The sequence below is a fragment of the Leptolinea tardivitalis genome, from assembly GCF_001050275.1.
Classification (GTDB): domain Bacteria; phylum Chloroflexota; class Anaerolineae; order Anaerolineales; family Anaerolineaceae; genus Leptolinea; species Leptolinea tardivitalis.
Window position 1 is genome coordinate 1 of sequence record NZ_BBYA01000012.1, and the last position, 16,550, is coordinate 16,550.

Below are 16,550 nucleotides of genomic sequence, written 5' to 3' on the forward strand. Positions count from 1 at the left end.
ACTGGAAACGAGCGAAAAAGTAGACACGAAAAATGTCCTGATCAAGTAGACTAACAAGATCAGGAGAGACGAGATGAGAGACAAGAAGTACAGGGAGTATTCAGAGGATTTCAAGATCCAGGCGCTTGAATTGCTGAAACGGGGAGATAAAAGCGCCATGCAGATCGAGCGGGAATTGGGAATAACACCTGGGATGCTGGTAAAGTGGCGTGACCGATATCAGATCATGGAGAGAGCAGGAGAACCTGCCCAAATTGTACCCAGTGATCTGGAAGCCGCGAAAGCAGAAATTCGCCGGTTACAGAAAGAACTATCCAACGCAGAGGAGGAAAGAGATATCCTAAAAAAAGCGATCAACATCTTCTCACGAAAAAGCCATTGAAGTACGCCTTCATAGCGGCCCATGAGAAGATATTCTCCGTCAAACGAATGTGTAAAGTACTGGAAGTACATCGCAGCGGGTACTACGCCTGGAAACAGAGGCCCGAAAGTGCCAGATCGCGGGCCAATGCCGAATTACTGGAAAAGGTCAGAGAAGCTTTTCTATTCAGCCGGTACACCTATGGCAGTCAGCGGATACACAAGTATTGGCTTCAAAAAGGGTACAACTATTCCCGTTTTCGGGTGGCACGGTTGATGAGAAAGGCCCATCTGATCCCATTGAAAGCCCGCAGGTGGCATCCACAGACCACCAAACAGCACTATGGCGACAGGATAGCCCCTAACATATTGAACCAGAAATTCCAGGCAACCAAACCTAATGAGAAATGGGTGGGTGACATCACCTATATCGACACGGCCGAAGGTTGGCTTTATCTGGCATCCATCATGGACCTGTACTCTCGCAAGATCGTGGGGTGGGCTATGGCAGACCGGATGAACACACAACTGGTTGAGAAAGCCTGGAAAATGGCCGTGGTCAACCGGCATCCGCAGGTTGATTTACTGCATCATTCCGACCGCGGATGCCAGTACACGAGCGAAGCCTATTTGAAGTTGTTGGAAGCTGCGAAATGCCAGATCAGTATGAGCAGAACCGGGAATTGTTATGACAATGCGGCTATGGAGAGCTTTCATGCCACATTGAAAAGCGAATGTGCTTACCGGCAATTCTCATCCAGAGCCGAAGCTAAATCTACTATCTTCGAGTATATTGAGGTTTGGTACAATCGCCAAAGATTGCACTCTTCCCTGGGTTATCGTAGCCCAGCGGATTTCGAGCAAATTTCAGGACATTAAATGTGTCCACTTTTTTTGACCTATTCCAGACCCGCCCTTTGATGTGGGCGCCGATTTCACCATGAATGTACCGCTGGGGGAAGAGGAAGAAATCGAAAAAGATCAATCAACAATTGAGATGATAGCTTACAAGGATATGTGGGGGAATGGTACAGATAGTTTTATCCAGCTAATGTATGAGAGATTTCTGTTAATGAAATCGCTTCTTTCTGAACATGGATGCATTTATGTTCATTGTGATTGGCGTGTAAATAGTTTTTTCAAATTGCTTCTTGATGAAGTATTTGGTAAAGATAATTTTAGAAACGAAATTATTTGGAGTTTTACAGGCCGTTTGATGTATACAGAACAAAAATTTAATGTCAAACATAATACTATATTTTTTTACTCAAATAGTAGCCTTCATAAAATAAACGAAGTAACCGAAGAAATAACTCGTGAAGAATACATAAAAATGAAAAAACAGGAAGTACATACTGATCCTGATGGTAGAGAATGGATTTGGGGGCATTCTGGAAAAGGTAAAAGCCATGATTATAAAATCTTTATAGATGAAGTTGTTAAGAATGGGAAATGTCTCAATGCAGTTTGGAGAATTCCAATTGTAAACACATCTTCTATGGAAAGAGTAGATTATCCCACCCAAAAACCCGAAGCCCTGCTGGAGCGCATCATCAAAGCCTCATCCAACGAAGGCGACCTGGTGGCAGACTTTTTCTGCGGCAGCGGCACCACCGGCGCGGTGGCCGAACGCCTGGGCCGCCGCTGGATCATGGCTGATCTCGGCCGGTTTGCCATCCACACCAGCCGCAAGCGGCTGATCGATTTGCAGCGCAAATTGCACAGTGAAAACCAGCCGTACCGCTCGTTTGATGTGTACAACCTGGGCCGGTATGAACGCCAATGGTGGCAGAAAGAACGTCTGCACGGCGCTGATTCCGAACACCGCCGGGTGGTGCTCGAATTCTACCGGGCCGAAGTACTGCCCAACCCTGTGTCACCATTGCTGCACGGACGCAAGGGTCCAGCCCTGGTGCATGTGGATGCCATCGATTCGATCTTCACCCGGGCCGAAGCACGCGCGGCCGCCGAGGCGGCGCTGACCGCCGGAGCCCGCGAACTGCACTGCCTGGCCTGGGAATTCGAAATGGACCTGCGCATGGCCTGCGATGCTCTGCAGCAGGAACTGGGCGTACGCATCCGCCTGTTCCACATTCCGCGCGAAATTATGGAGAAAAATCGCACCACTCCGCCGCCGTTTTTTGAAATGGCCAATCTGGCGGCATCGGCGGTGGTCAATGCGGCCAATGGTGATGAACCGGTGATTAGCCCCCATCCCGGCCTTCCCCCGGAGGGGGAAGGTGCTGTTGTTCCTCCCCCTGTGGGAGATAGCTCCAAACTCCCTCCCCCTGTGGGGGAGGTTAGGAGGGGGAATAAAGCCATCCGTATCCGGTTGGATCGATTCCTGCCGTCCCTGACCGAAGTGCCTTTCAAAGAGGTGGAAGCCTTGCAGGAACGGGCAACTAAAACCCCGTTTGATTTCATCGATTTCTGGGCCGTCGATTTTGATTTTCATCCTGGTCAACCTTTTAATCATCACTGGCAGGCTTATCGAACCCGGAAAGACCGGAAACTACCCACAATTACCGACCCGTTTGTATATGCGGATTCTGGCAGTCATACGGTATGTGTCAAAGTGGTTGATGTATTCGGTGTAGATACTTCCATTACGCTGGAGGTTGAAGGGTAAAACCCCCTCCAGCCTCCCCCACAGGGGGAGGAGAACTTTCATTAATAAAATAACTCCATCGGAAGGCCTTCCAATATCTTCTACTTGGGAAAAACTCCTTATAACCTCCCCCACTCTGGAAAAACTTTTTGTAACCTCCCCCACTCTGGAAAAACTTTTTGTAACCTCCCCCTCTGGGGGAGGCAAGGAGGGGGAAAAGAACCGGAGCTTCAATGCAAGATCACACAACAGAATCCTTATCAAGAGCCAGAGAATTACGCCGTCAAATGACATACCCGGAACGACGATTGTGGTCTGTACTACGTGACCGGGAGATCTCCTGTTGGAAGTGGCGCAGGCAGCATCCCAAAGGGATCTACATTCTGGATTTCTTCTGCCATGAAGCCGGTCTGGTGGTGGAAGTGGATGGAGATTCACATGCCGGACAGGAAGAATATGACGCCAACCGAACTGAATGGCTTGAAGAACAGGGACTCAGGGTGATTCGATTTACCAATGATGATGTGTTGAAGAATTTGGATGGGGTGATGGAAGAGATTTTACGAGTTTGTCAGGAAAGATGCCCCCATCCCGGCCTTCTCCCGAAGGGGGAAGGAGGAATGCAACAGATCGTTGCTCTCTCCCGAAGGGGGAAGGAGGAATGCAACAGATCGTTGCTCTCTCCCGAAGGGGGAAGGAGGAACGCAACAGATCGTTGCTCTCTCCTGAACGGGGAAGGGAAAACACAAGAGGTTGTTCCACCCCCGAAGGGGGAAGAATAAAAATAATGCTGTGAAATAGGAATTGCACAGGAAAATTCCTCCCCCTCAGGGGGAGGTTAGGAGAGGGAAAATGACGGATACCATCAACACCAATGCACTTGAACCACTTCATAAACCCTGGCAAGAGCCAACCAGTCACCGAGTCCGGGCTGAACAGGGCCAGCCATCCAGAGTCGAAAAAGGTCGCCGTCCCAGCCCACTTCCTATAGTTCAAAATTTGCGTTTGCTCACGTCTGAATGGCGGAAAGCCGAATACCCCGGCGTTAGCCAGACATCGCGTGAATTATTGTTTCACTGGTTCTGGTCAGATCATCGCATTACCACCCCAGACGGGCAAACATATCCATTCAACTATTACTTCTGCCAACGAGAAGCCATCGAAACACTGATATACCTGCGCGAAGTTCGCGGCATTACCAGCCTTTCTTCTCTGATAGGTGAATTTTTCAGCCTGGACGGAAATCAGGAAACATCGGAAAATGCCGCCCAGATAGCTGCTGCTGGTATCACCCCGGACGAAGATCGCTGGCCGCGCTATGCCTTCAAAGTGGCAACCGGTGCCGGAAAAACGAAAATCATGAGTCTGGCATTGGTCTGGAGTTATTTCCATGCCCTGCGCGAATCGGATTCTGACATGGCGCGGCATTTTGTCATCATAGCACCCAACCTCACCGTATTTGAGCGCCTTAAAATGGATTTTGCCGAAGGAAAAATATTTGACCAAGACCCATTGATACCACCCGCCTGGTTGGGTGATTGGAACATGACCACAGTCTTACAGGATGAAGCCAGTGGGTCAGCTACAGGGGGCGTGCTCTACCTGACGAACATACACCGTTTATTTGCCCCACGTAAAACAACACGTGGAGACGATTATTATGATTGGGCAGGTCCTACCGTCAGCCGTGCGCGGGCGTTGGAAACTGGCGCTGAATTGCGAGCCCGTATCTCAGCCCACCCCAAAATCATGGTCATGAATGATGAAGCTCACCATGTCTGGGATCCTGATTCTGCCTGGAATGAAGCTCTATTCACATTGGATGAATCTGTGCGAATGCACGGAACGGGAATAACAGCGCAATTGGATTTTTCTGCCACTCCAAAAGACAATAAGGGAAATTTATTTAAACATATCATCTGTGACACACCTCTTGGTGAGGCCGTTGAGTCAGGTATTGTTAAGACACCCATTATTGGCCGGGGACAAAACCTGCATGAAAGAGCTGATGAAGCGGCAGACCGTCGCTTTGAAGAACATTTAATGCTGGGATATCAACGCTGGTTGAAAAGTCGTGAAGAATGGGAGCATAGCGGCAAAAAGGCGTTGTTATTTGTGATGACAGAGGATACAAAATCGGCTGATGAAATTACCCGCCGGTTGAATACTGACCCACAATTCCGGGAATTAAATAAGAAAACCATCAATCTTCATACGAATTTAAAAGGGCAATTGAAGAAACGTGGAAGAGGCGAAGAAGCCTACTATGAATTTGAAATCAATGAAAAAGAAATCAGTGATGATGATCTGAAAGCTCTTCGACAGCTGAGTCGTGAATTGGATTCCGACACAAGTCCCTATTGCTGTATTGTTTCCGTCCTGATGCTGCGGGAAGGTTGGGATGTTCGTAACGTCACCACCATCGTACCTTTGCGGCCATATAGTTCCAAAGCCAACATTCTGCCCGAACAAACACTCGGTCGTGGATTACGGCGTATGACCTTGCCGGGTCAGGCATTAGAAACTGTGACAGTTGTAGAGCATGAAGCCTTTACAAAGATGTACCAGGAACAACTGGATCAGGAAGGTTTGCCGATCGAAATCGTTGATACAGATCAGGTACCCCGGACGACTGTCAGCATTTTCCCAGACGAATTGAATAAAGATTTACAGGCTTTGAATATTATTCTTCCTGGTATCAGCCCTGCCTATACCATCATTAATAATCTTGATGGTTTATCGTACGAGGAAATTAAAGCAGCATCTGCCCGATACCCTAAATTGCTTTTTTCTGGTTTACGGAGGGAAGAAATTGAATACGAAGGTCGTTCTTTGATCACCAATGAAATAGTGGAACAGATGAAGTTTAAGCTTCCCTTACTGCAATCCGGAATCGGTGCCGTAGCGTTTTATCGTGAAGAACTTGAACATGCCTGTGGATTAAGCGGAACCCACCAGGTTTTGGCTCCTCTAATCCAACAGTATCTAGAAAATGATCTGTTCGAAAGTAAGACGACATTATTTGATCCCAAGCTGATCGCCCGGCTGGGGGATGATGATGTTCGTGAATATATCCGGGCTGTTTTCTTGCCTGTTCTGCGGGCAAAAACAACTATGACGGAAGAGCGGGTGGCCGGTGGTCAACAACAGCCGGTAATCAACTGGCGTCCTTTCCAGGTTACCAGCTCTGAGCTTCATCCAACTCTTCTGGCTGCTCGAACACCATTCAATCTTGTACCCTGTAACCGTCAATTGGAAGTGGCATTTGCACGTTTTGCCGACCGGAGTGAAGATGTAGCTGCATTCAGTAAAAATGCCGGCCCCCAGGCACTGCGCATAGATTATCTCGCCAGTGGAAATCGCCTGGCTTTCTATACGCCTGATTTCTTTGTTCGTTTGACCGATGGAAACTATCTGCTTGTAGAGACAAAAGGGCGTGAAGATGCCGAAGTACCAAACAAGGTCAGGGCAGCTGTATCATGGTGCAAATCTGCCTCCACCGGTAGAACGAAATGGAATTATCTGTATATTCCAGAAGGTGTTTTCCAGAACTTACACGGTTCAACAATGGCTATGTTGGTTAATGCCTGTGAACCGACTCTGCGTTATTTACTAGCCGAGGTACAAACTTTACAACCGGAGTTACCATTTTACGAAGTTTCAATTGCCCGCAGGGAAGAGGCTGTCGATTTGTATATTGATCGTGATACGCTGGAAAGTCTTCCATCACGATATCGAAAAGCCATCGAAGAATCTGTGGCGTTATTGACCTTTCTGGAAAATAAAGGAGGTTCTCTGTCACCTTGTTTTACAACCTTGCTGGGTGTAATGGATGACGCTGCCAAAAGCATGGTCATCACGTTATTAGAACCATTAATTCCAGAAAAACAGGTAGACCAGCAGGATTTCTTTGATCCTCCTTTCTTGTTAGTATCTGAAAAAGAAAAAGATTGGATGAGAAAGAATGCCGCAGGATTAAAAAAGGGTCTGGTGTATAAGGCTTTTATCATGCCGCTTGGACAGTTGGGTTTCTGTCTGGAATATGCAAAAACGGCTAAGGACAAGACCGGCGGATTATACGAGGCAATACGCACACAGTTTTCACAATTTAATGAGAGTCAACTTGGTGAACGCCTTGATCACATTCGAACTTTTCGGAATACCTATATTGCACATCAAGAGAAAGAATTGACTGAGTCTGCATTGGCAAAGCAAGAGATGAAAAACTGGATAACCGGGCTAGCCGCTATATATACGGCAATTCATTCGTAAGATGATCACAAGAAATCCGGATTCCCAGAATGATTCCAATAATAACCTGGTGAGAAAACCACTCCTTCTCCCCGATGGCTTCGACTACGCTCAGCCAGCGGAATATCCCCTGCTGCCCGAGCGCATCCCCCGCTGCCCGAGCCTGTCGAGGGCCCGTCCCCGCGGCTTCGACAGCGCTCAGCCCGCGAAACACCCCCGCTTGAAATACGCACCGGTTTGACGGTAGAATGATATTAGAAGCCTTACCAATCGAATACCTGCAAGAAGGAGGAGCACGATGGACGAAAAAGACCAGTCTCTTTGCACCCTGCAAGACCTGTACGCGACTTCTGCCCCGATCTTCGCCAATGGTGAAATGCACCTCTTCGGTATCTTTCAATGCACAACCGGTGTCAGTATGTTATTGGTGGCTCCAGCCGATGCCGACGAGGTTCCCTGCCCGTTGTGCGGCAAAAAACACCGCCTGCGCGATTCCTTCATCCGCATGACGGTGGATGAATTTGTGTCTCGCTATCAGGTGATGCGCTTTCAAGACCGCGGGCAAGACTAAGCCGCCGAAGCACCCTTTTTTTCAGCGTACTATTGACGCCTGAACCTCCCGTCCGGGCGCCTCTTCCGGCACCCTGCCGGTGTATTCAGACCGATATTTTCCAGAATTAACCCGTTTGGGGAATGGGTTAATTCGGTTTGATTCCCTATAATGGCGTCTATAGCTTTCATGGCAGACATCGAACCGGAAACTCCTGTTGATTTAATCCCACAAAATCCTTCAAGCAGCAGGCAGATTGTTATGGGGGAATAACCGGAAGCGGAAGTCAGACAGTCATCGACGAACCTGTCTGACTTCATTCTTTAATCATGCAGTCGTTGGTCAACTGGCAGAAGACTGCGCCAACCCGCCCTCACCGTGTTATCCTGTTAGTATGCAGATCATCACGTCAGAGCGAATTCCCATCAAACTGTGGGCGTCAGATATTGACGCGGCTGCCCTGCAGCAGGCGCGCAACCTGGCCAACCTGCCTTTTGCCTTCCGCTGGGTGGCGGTGATGCCCGATGCGCACACCGGTTACGGTATGCCGATTGGCGGCGTGCTGGCCACCGATGGCATGGTCATCCCCAATGCCGTGGGGGTTGATATCGGCTGCGGCATGGCGGCGGTGCGCACCAGTCTGACGCGCATCAGCATCGATGAACTACAGGAGATTCTGACCATCATTCGGTCAGAGGTGCCGGTGGGGTTTAAACATCACCCCCACCCGCAGCCGTGGGACGGTTTCGACCGTGCCCCCGATATCCCCATCATCCAGCAGGAACTGTATTCCGCCCGGCACCAGTTGGGCACACTGGGCGGAGGCAACCATTTTATTGAGATCCAGCAGGGTGACGATGGCTTCATCTGGCTGATGATTCACTCGGGCAGCCGAAACTTCGGATTAAAAACAGCCAGCGAATACCATCGTCTGGCCAGGAACCTGTGCGCCCGAGGCCGGGTCAACCTGCCGGACCCTGATCTTTCGTTCCTGCCAGTTGATTCATCGGACGGGCGTGAGTATCTGAAGGCCATGAATTACTGTCTTGACTTTGCCCGCGCCAACCGTGCGCTGATGGTGGAACGCTGCCTGGGCGCCATCACAGCCGTCACCGGCGGAACCGGCACCCAAAGCGTGAACATCCACCATAATTATGCCGCTGTGGAAACCCATTTCGGCCATGAAGTGTTGGTGCACCGCAAAGGGGCTACCTCCGCCCGCAAAGGGCAGGCTGGTATCATCCCCGGTTCGATGGGCTCCTCCAGCTACATCACCGAGGGATTGGGCTGTGAAGAGAGTTTCACATCCTCTTCACACGGGGCAGGGCGGCGTATGGGGCGCAACGAAGCCTCCCGCAAATTGGACCTTGAACGTGAACAGCAGAAAATGAAGGGCATCATCCATGGACTGCGGTCAAAGCACGATTTGGATGAAGCTCCCGGTGCCTACAAGGACATAGACGAGGTAATGGCGCAGCAGAAAGACCTGGTCAAGATTGTGGTCAAACTGCGCCCGCTGGCGGTGATCAAGGGGTGACCTTTGGGGTATTGAATTTAGTCCGGCCTGCGCTATGATGAATATGGAATCAGCCTGCAAGGGCAGGGGAGGTGGAAATGGATCAAAAAACCAACTCGTTGATCATATGGGCGCCTCGGGTGATGGCCATTTTTCTGGCATTGTTTATAGCGGTGTTTTCGCTGGATGTTTTTGATGGAACGAGCGATATCTGGAGAGTTCTAGGCGGTTTTCTCATTCATAACATCCCGTCAATGGTTCTGGCGGTGGTAATCTGGGCGGCCTGGAAGCGTGAATGGCTGGGAGCGGTAGTCTTTGTGCTTCTCGGTATGGCCTATATGCTGTGGAATCTGGATGCCCACTGGTCGGTGCATGCCGTCATCACTGCCCCCACGATCCTCACCGGGCTGCTATACCTGTTGGCCTGGCGCAGCCGTCATGGCCTGAAACTGGCCCATTAGCGAAACAGGGCAGAGCAGTTCTGAATCCGGGCAGAAACACTGCCGGGGATAGACCGAGCGGTCATAAAACGCATGGCGAAAGATTGCGCATAGGCGTTAGCATCGGATTCTGTCTGCCATTCGTAATAACCCGAAAAATCTCCACTGGCGGGGTCAAGCAGCCATAGTTTTCGACGGAATCCCGGCAGCCCGGCAAAGAAAGGAATGGGCAGCCAGGAAAACCATTCATTTTGACGGGCGCTCATGCCTTTTATATGAAAACGCGGCCTGAAAACAGCCTCTGGCTCGGGTGAATTCAATTCAGGAGAAATGACCAGTTCGCGTAGAACGAGCCATTCCCCGTCGTCCAGCCGGATACGGGTGCCTTTCAGCCCTTTAGGAAACCTGACCTTTCCCTGGCGGGCAAGAGAAATGAAATGAATAAAGGAAGAGAAGGGGGAATAAGGATTTTGAGGCATTCTGAAAGCTGATCTGAGTCTGAAGGATGGTGTGGGATTTCACGAAAAAAGAGGAATGCCCGCACTGATACATCTCGTCAATTTATTAATGATGAATTTATTATAAAAGAGAAGATTCCGCATTAATCTACTTAATGATGGAATTTTCTCCATAAAGCCATCACTGTATAACATTTAAATCTGCAAAATCTGAAGAGGGAAACATGAAATCAGGTCTCGAAGAATATAAAGGAAAAAAAGTTTTTATTGCCCGGTATGATCACATGACACCGGAAGAGGTCAAGAGTGAAGTAGATGCGGTTAAGAAATATGTTGCCAGCGCCCCGGAGAAGATTGCCCTCGTAATGGTTGATGCCACCGGCACACTCGTCTCACCTGAAGTCTTAAACCAGTTCAAAGAGGTATCTTCGCATGTATCAGGGAAAATCACCGCAAAAACAGCTATTCTGGGAATGAGCGGTCCCCGCAAAGTATTTCTTGAAATTGTCAGCAAATTCACGCAGAACAAAACAGTCCCCTTTGATGACCGACAGGCAGCCATGGACTGGCTGGTATCCTGATGGCCAGGAAAATATCGGCTGCCCTGGTGTGCAAATCACAACTGAATACTGTGTAGCAGAGAATTGCTACAGAAAAATGAGGCAAACCGCCACAATACAGGCATAAAAGATTACCCATTTATTTGCAGGTCTGTTAATCCGTTTGACTGTATTTTTGTTACTATTATCATGTTGAATTGGGTATAGTCTCTTTCCCGGGAGGTATGTGCAAACCGTAATCAGGAACCGAAATCATGACAGACCACAACCAGTCAGGTTCTTAGAATTCCTTCTTCCATACTTTTTCGTTGATTGGTAGAGCCCATTTTATGCGTCGATTTTTTTCATTCCTTTTCATTTTATTCATCAGTCTTGGCCTGATGGGATCGATGGAAATACCCCAGAATTACACAATTCGGGTAGGGCTCTATGAAAATGCGCCTAAAATCTACACCAGCAGCGACGGCAAACCGGCAGGATTCTGGCCGGAGATAATAAAGTATCTGGCAGCCAAAGAAGGTTGGACTATTCAATGGGTGCCGGGAACGTGGGATGAATGCCTTAACCGGTTGGACCGGAATGAGATTGACCTTATGCCCGATGTTGGCTGGACGCCTGAACGTGCAGAAAGATTTACCTTCACACAGGAAACCGTGCTCACCAGCTGGGCTCGCGTATACGTACGGCCACATTCAGGCATTCAGACCATCCTTGATCTTAAAGGAAAAATGATTGCCGGATTGGAGGGCAGCTTAAATTTCGACGGATCAGAAGGCATTAAAGTTCTGACCGAGAAATTTGGCGTACAAGCCTCTTTTGTCAGCTACAGTAATTATTCCGCCGTTTTTAATGCCGTAAAGAACGGCCAGGCCGATGCCGGGATTGCCAATAAAGATTTCGGTGATCTGAATGAAGAAAAATTCGGGTTAGAACATTCTCCCATCATTTTACAGCCAGCCCAGATTCGCTTCGCGCTTCCAAAAAACGGTTCATTTACGTCATATCTGACCCGCACCATTGATAAAGATATTGCCCAGCTTAAATCCGTCAATGACTCAGCGTATTACAAAGCACTCTACACCTATCTGGGAGAAAAACCGGTCGAGGTGACACCAGCCTGGGTGACAACCAGTCTGCCGGTGGCCAGTGTCATTGTTCTGGTTCTGTTGATAGCCATTGTGATATCCAGAGTTGAAATTCGCCGCCAAACCGAAAAATTGCGCACCAGTGAAATTCGGTATCGGGCGTTGCTCGAAAACTACCCTGATCTGATTCTTCGTATCAGTCGTGAGGGTGTTTTCCTGGACTATCACATTGTCGATGAAAGTACGTTCACCACATCACCGGGGTCATTTATGTCGCGCAATGTGGGCGAAATCTTCTCTTCTGATGTGGCAAAATCGGTGATGGAATGCATCACAAAGGCATTAAACTCACATGAAGTTGTAGTGCGTGAATATGTGCTGCCAGGACAAAATGGTCAACATGATTATGAAGTGCGTTTTTCTGCCAGTGGAGATTCAGAAGTAATCGCCATTGTTCGGGATATTACCGACCGGAAAAAGGCGGAACGCGCCCTGTATGAAAGCGAAGAACGTTACCACACCCTGGCCCGCGTATCACCAGTGGGAATTTTCCGAACCGATGTAAATGGTTCAACCAATTATGTCAACCCGACCTGGAGCCAGATTTCTGGTCTATCTCCGGAAGAAGCCATGGGATACGGCTGGTTAAAAGCTGTGCATCCTGAAGACCGGGATGCCATTAGCCGCGATTGGGAAAAAGCGTCATCGGAACACCAGCGTTCTCAGGCAGATTATCGTTTTATCCGGCCGGATGGCTCGATTGCCTGGGTTATAGGTCAGGCGGTTCCTGAATTGAATGCCGATAATCAGATTGTGGGCTATGTAGGCACCATTACGGATATCACTGACCGCAAAGAAGCTGAGACTGCCCTGAAACGATCCCTTCAGGCAGAAAAGGCGGCTGTGGATGCTAAAGAGACCATCCAGGCTGCCAACCTGGCTTTATCGAAGTCCCTTGATTTGAATGAAGTACTGAAAATTATGCTGGACTATCTGGCGCGAATCGTTCCGTATGACCGTGCCAGAGTGATCCTGGTCAATGACGATAACCGGCTGGAACTATTAGCCTCACGAGGATTTTCACAGGAATGTGATGATCAAATCGTTTCCACAACCCTGGCAAACTTCCAGAGCAATCCACTTATGTCGCAATTGATTGCCGAAGGGAAAACGGCCGTGGTGTCCAACGTCCATGCTTACCCCGGGTGGGAAGAAATTGGGGGAAAAGACCGGGGAAAGAGCTGGATGGGAGTCCCTTTGATTGCAGGGATGCAGGTGGTGGGATTGTTTTCGCTGGATAAAAAGACAGAGAATTTTTTCACTCCCGAATATCAAAGCCTGGCTGAATCATTGGCCGCTCAAGCCGCTGTTGCTATCCAGAATGCCAGGCTGCATGCGCAATTACGCAAACATGCGGAAGAATTGGAAGCGCGCGTTGCTGAACGTACCGAAGAGCTGGCGCGGCGGGTGGCAGAGGTTGAATCATTAAACCGGGAAACCCAGACACTAAATGAGAGTCTGAAAGAAGCCGTTAAAAAAGCCGAGAGCGCCGATCGGTTGAAATCAGCGTTTCTGGCTACCATGTCACACGAATTACGCACCCCGTTAAATTCGATCATCGGGTTTACCGGCATACTGCTGCAAAAAATGGTGGGTCCGCTGAGTGAAGAACAGGAGAAACAGCTCAAGATGGTGCAGGGGAGTGCCCGCCATCTGCTCGATTTAATCAATGATGTATTAGATATCTCCAAAATTGAAGCTGATCAGATTGTTCTTTTTAAAGAAGAATTTGATGTGGGCGAATCCATGCAGCGAAGTCTGGATAAAGTCAGACCGATGGCCGACAAAAAAGGATTGCAATTATCGTGGACAATTGATCCGCCGGAAATCAAATTATTCAGCGACCGCCGAAGGGTTGAACAGATCCTGTTGAATCTATTAAACAACGCCATCAAATTCACCGAACAGGGTCAGGTAGACCTGACCTGCCAAGCGGAAGATGAATGGATGGTTTTCAGTGTGAGTGATACCGGCATTGGTATGAAACCTGCAGATCTGGAATTATTATTCAAACCTTTCAAACAGATTGATTCCGGCATTACCCGACAATATGAAGGTACGGGCCTCGGATTATCCATTTGCAAACGGTTGGTGGAATTACTGGGCGGCCAAATATCGGTAGAAAGCGAATATGGCAAAGGAAGCACCTTCCGCTTCACCTTGCCGCGAAAAGGAAAAGAATCATGAATCGGAAAATCCTCGTCATTGAAGACAATGAGCAGAATCTGTACCTGGTAACCTTTATCCTTGAAAAGAATGGATTTGATGTGATTCAAGCGCGCAGTGGTGACGAGGGGGTCAAACTGGCCGGTCAATCCAAACCGGACTTGATTTTGCTGGATATTCAACTGCCAGTGATGGATGGGTATACCGTGGCACGTGAATTACGGAAAATGCCATCTTTGGCATCTATTCCCATTGTTGCCGTCACTTCGTTTGCCATGCCGGGTGACCGGGAAAATGCTCTGGCAGCCGGTTGTACCGGGTATATCGAAAAACCGATTGACCCCGATACGTTCATGTCGCAGATTTCACAACACCTATAATTAATCAAAGGCATAGCCATGAAAAAGATATTGATTGTTGACGACAACCTTCAGAACCTGTATATGTTGGAGATGCTGCTGCAATCCAACGGATATGAGGTTATGAAAGCCAGCAATGGAAAAATCGGGCTAGACCTGGCGAATTCTGACCATCCCGATATGGTCATATCGGATATCCTGATGCCCACCATGGACGGTTTCAGCCTGTGCCGCGAGTGGCGCAAAAGTGAAACACTGCATAATATCCCCTTTATTTTTTACACTGCCACCTATACCGATCCCAAAGATGAAGCCTTTGCCCTCAGTCTGGGTGCTGATGAGTTTCTCGTAAAACCTTTAGAGCCCGAAGATTTGTTGAGTTCAATGAAAAAGGTTTTTGATAAGAAGGCAATCAGTGAAGAATCCCACCCAACTGAAGTTCTTACGAATGGAAACGATTATTACAAAACCTATAGTGAAACACTGGTTCGCAAACTGGAAGAAAAGAGTCTGAAACTGGAACGGGCCAATAAACGGATGGAAGCCCTTTACAAAGCATCCTGTGAGTTTTTAACTCTCATGCCCACGGTTGATATGATTCAAAAAATCCTTATCACCATTGTAGAGACGGCTGGATACGAGCAAGTTAATTATTTTGATTACCTGCCAAATGAGAGAAAACTGGTATTAAGTGCCTCTTTCGGTTTTTCAAAAGAAACAGAAACAACCTACCACGACCGGTTGGTTTTCTCACTGGGTGAAGAAACCGGCCTGGTTGGAAAAGTGGCACTCACCGGAAAAATTGTAAATATTCCAGAGACAACCGCCGATCCACGATGGATCCCTCTGGATACATCGATCCATTCCGCTTTGTTTATTCCCGTAATCTATGAGAAAAACATTCGAGGTGTTCTGTCGTTATTCAGTCAACAACCAAATGCCTTTGATTCAAGCGACGAACAGGACCTAACGGCGCTGGTCAACAGTCTGGCTATTGCCATTGAAAACCAGAATAACCAGAACAGAGTGCAAAAACAATTAGATCGTCTCTCGGCATTGCATAACATTGATGTAGCCATAAACAGCAATATGGATCTGCGGGCTACATTGAATACGGTGCTTGCTCAGGTGATGGAGCAGCTTTCTGTCGACTCCTCGGATATTATTATTTACAATCGGTATACCATGACCTATGAATACGGGGCAGGTATCGGATACAACTCGCGGCCCAAAGAGAACCATGAGATGCGGCAGCGCATGTTTTTTGCCGAAAAAGCCATCATGGAACGCAGGTTGATCCATGTGGAGGGAGATATTGAAAAAACCCTTTCGCCTGAAGTGGCAGAAATATGGCGAGTGGAAGGCTTAAAAGCCTACTGGGGAATTCCTCTGATTGCCCGTGGTGAGGTCAAGGGAGTATTAGAGGTCATGAAACGCACTCCGTTTGAACCTGATGAGGAATGGTATGCTTACCTGGAAACCCTGGCCGGGCAGGCAGCCATTGCCATAGACAGCTCAGAAATGTTTGAAGGACTGCAACGCAACAATATTGACTTGCGCATAGCCTATGATGCCACCATTGAAGGCTGGTCACGAGCGCTTGACCTGCGCGATAATGAAACCGAGTATCACACCCTGCGTGTGGTGGAAACCAGCCTTGAACTGGCTGCCGCTATGGGAATCAAAAACGACGACCTGATTCACATTAAACGGGGAGCCCTGCTGCACGATATCGGGAAAATGGGTGTACCCGATGAAATTTTGCATAAGCCCGGTCCGCTCACTGATGAAGAGTGGCTGATCATGCGCAAACATCCGCAATTTGCCTATGAGATGCTTTCTCCAATCGGATACCTGCATCGGGCGTTGGATATTCCAAGCTGCCACCATGAAAAATGGGACGGCACGGGGTATCCGCGCGGATTAAAGGGCGAACAAATTCCGTTGGCTGCCCGCCTGTTTGCCATTGTGGATGTGTGGGACGCCTTGCGGTCTGACAGACCGTATCGAAAAGCCTGGCCGGAAGAAAAGGTGTTGGAATATCTCAAAGAACAATCAGGTAAACACTTTGACCCGATGATTGTTGAAGTATTCTTAAATTTGCTGAAAAAGAAAAACTCCGAGATATAAAACCCGC

13 protein-coding genes are annotated in these 16,550 nt (G+C 48.5%); 12 read left to right on the forward strand and 1 reads right to left on the reverse strand.

What is annotated here, in order from left to right:
- Positions 1–73 precede the first annotated feature (73 nt).
- From LTAR_RS14320 to LTAR_RS14355, 8 genes are all read left to right on the forward strand, one after another.
- Complete coding sequence (locus tag LTAR_RS14320; protein ID WP_062422960.1) at positions 74–382, forward strand: transposase; 309 nt, start codon at positions 74–76, stop codon at positions 380–382.
- The gene (locus LTAR_RS14325; protein ID WP_236686617.1) at positions 379–1,239 is read left to right on the forward strand and encodes an IS3 family transposase; all 861 of its coding nucleotides are present in this window, start codon (positions 379–381) and stop codon (positions 1,237–1,239) included. The genes LTAR_RS14320 and LTAR_RS14325 overlap by 4 nt, the downstream gene beginning before the upstream one ends.
- Positions 1,240–1,261: 22 nt before the next feature.
- Positions 1,262–2,989 carry a DNA methyltransferase gene (locus tag LTAR_RS14330; RefSeq protein ID WP_269079276.1) on the forward strand — a complete coding sequence of 576 codons (1,728 nt, stop codon included), beginning with the start codon at positions 1,262–1,264 and terminating at the stop codon, positions 2,987–2,989.
- Positions 2,990–3,201: 212 nt separating this feature from the next.
- Entirely contained in the window at positions 3,202–3,750 is a 549-nt protein-coding gene (locus LTAR_RS16920) for an endonuclease domain-containing protein (protein WP_081420006.1), read from the forward strand.
- 70 nt (positions 3,751–3,820) lie between these two features.
- Positions 3,821–7,240, forward strand: a complete 3,420-nt coding sequence (locus tag LTAR_RS14340) for a DEAD/DEAH box helicase family protein (RefSeq protein ID WP_062422963.1) — start codon at positions 3,821–3,823, stop codon at positions 7,238–7,240.
- Between the two features lie 277 nt (positions 7,241–7,517).
- On the forward strand, positions 7,518–7,790 hold the full coding sequence (locus LTAR_RS14345) for a hypothetical protein (protein ID WP_062422964.1): 273 nt from the start codon (positions 7,518–7,520) through the stop codon (positions 7,788–7,790).
- A 373-nt stretch (positions 7,791–8,163) separates the two neighbouring features.
- The gene (locus LTAR_RS14350) at positions 8,164–9,306 is read left to right on the forward strand and encodes an RtcB family protein (RefSeq protein WP_062422965.1); all 1,143 of its coding nucleotides are present in this window, start codon (positions 8,164–8,166) and stop codon (positions 9,304–9,306) included.
- A 77-nt stretch (positions 9,307–9,383) separates the two neighbouring features.
- Positions 9,384–9,746, forward strand: a complete 363-nt coding sequence (locus LTAR_RS14355; RefSeq protein ID WP_062422966.1) for a DUF7670 domain-containing protein — start codon at positions 9,384–9,386, stop codon at positions 9,744–9,746.
- Here the strand turns inward: LTAR_RS14355 and LTAR_RS14360 are convergent.
- Complete coding sequence (locus LTAR_RS14360; protein WP_062422967.1) at positions 9,743–10,204, reverse strand: hypothetical protein; 462 nt, start codon at positions 10,202–10,204, stop codon at positions 9,743–9,745. The two genes, LTAR_RS14355 and LTAR_RS14360, sit on opposite strands and share 4 nt — an antisense overlap.
- Before the next feature lie 203 nt (positions 10,205–10,407).
- Here LTAR_RS14360 and LTAR_RS14365 point away from each other — a divergent pair, with 203 nt between their 5' ends.
- The 4 genes from LTAR_RS14365 (at position 10,408) to LTAR_RS14380 (ending at position 16,543) form a co-directional block, all read left to right on the forward strand.
- Positions 10,408–10,764, forward strand: a complete 357-nt coding sequence (locus LTAR_RS14365) for a hypothetical protein (RefSeq protein WP_062422968.1) — start codon at positions 10,408–10,410, stop codon at positions 10,762–10,764.
- A 308-nt stretch (positions 10,765–11,072) separates the two neighbouring features.
- Positions 11,073–14,075, forward strand: coding sequence for a PAS domain S-box protein (locus tag LTAR_RS14370; RefSeq protein ID WP_062422969.1), 3,003 nt, complete (start codon positions 11,073–11,075; stop codon positions 14,073–14,075).
- A complete protein-coding gene (locus LTAR_RS14375; protein ID WP_062422970.1) occupies positions 14,072–14,434 on the forward strand; it encodes a response regulator in 363 nt (120 codons plus the stop codon). Before LTAR_RS14370 ends, LTAR_RS14375 begins: the two co-directional genes overlap by 4 nt.
- An 18-nt stretch (positions 14,435–14,452) precedes the next feature.
- Positions 14,453–16,543 (forward strand): HD domain-containing phosphohydrolase, encoded by a 2,091-nt coding sequence (locus tag LTAR_RS14380; protein ID WP_062422971.1) that lies wholly within the window; start codon positions 14,453–14,455, stop codon positions 16,541–16,543.
- Positions 16,544–16,550 lie beyond the last annotated feature (7 nt).

Excerpts from the sequence above, each read along its gene's own strand:
- LTAR_RS14320 (WP_062422960.1), top strand. The coding sequence starts at position 74 with ATGAGAGACAAGAAGTACAGGGAGTATTCAGAGGATTTCAAGATCCAG.
- LTAR_RS16920 (WP_081420006.1), top strand. The coding sequence starts at position 3,202 with ATGCAAGATCACACAACAGAATCCTTATCAAGAGCCAGAGAATTACGC.
- LTAR_RS14340 (WP_062422963.1), top strand. The coding sequence starts at position 3,821 with ATGACGGATACCATCAACACCAATGCACTTGAACCACTTCATAAACCC.
- LTAR_RS14345 (WP_062422964.1), top strand. The coding sequence starts at position 7,518 with ATGGACGAAAAAGACCAGTCTCTTTGCACCCTGCAAGACCTGTACGCG.
- LTAR_RS14350 (WP_062422965.1), top strand. The coding sequence starts at position 8,164 with ATGCAGATCATCACGTCAGAGCGAATTCCCATCAAACTGTGGGCGTCA.
- LTAR_RS14355 (WP_062422966.1), top strand. The coding sequence starts at position 9,384 with ATGGATCAAAAAACCAACTCGTTGATCATATGGGCGCCTCGGGTGATG.
- LTAR_RS14360 (WP_062422967.1), bottom strand. The coding sequence starts at position 10,204 with ATGCCTCAAAATCCTTATTCCCCCTTCTCTTCCTTTATTCATTTCATT.
- LTAR_RS14365 (WP_062422968.1), top strand. The coding sequence starts at position 10,408 with ATGAAATCAGGTCTCGAAGAATATAAAGGAAAAAAAGTTTTTATTGCC.
- LTAR_RS14370 (WP_062422969.1), top strand. The coding sequence starts at position 11,073 with ATGCGTCGATTTTTTTCATTCCTTTTCATTTTATTCATCAGTCTTGGC.
- LTAR_RS14375 (WP_062422970.1), top strand. The coding sequence starts at position 14,072 with ATGAATCGGAAAATCCTCGTCATTGAAGACAATGAGCAGAATCTGTAC.
- LTAR_RS14380 (WP_062422971.1), top strand. The coding sequence starts at position 14,453 with ATGAAAAAGATATTGATTGTTGACGACAACCTTCAGAACCTGTATATG.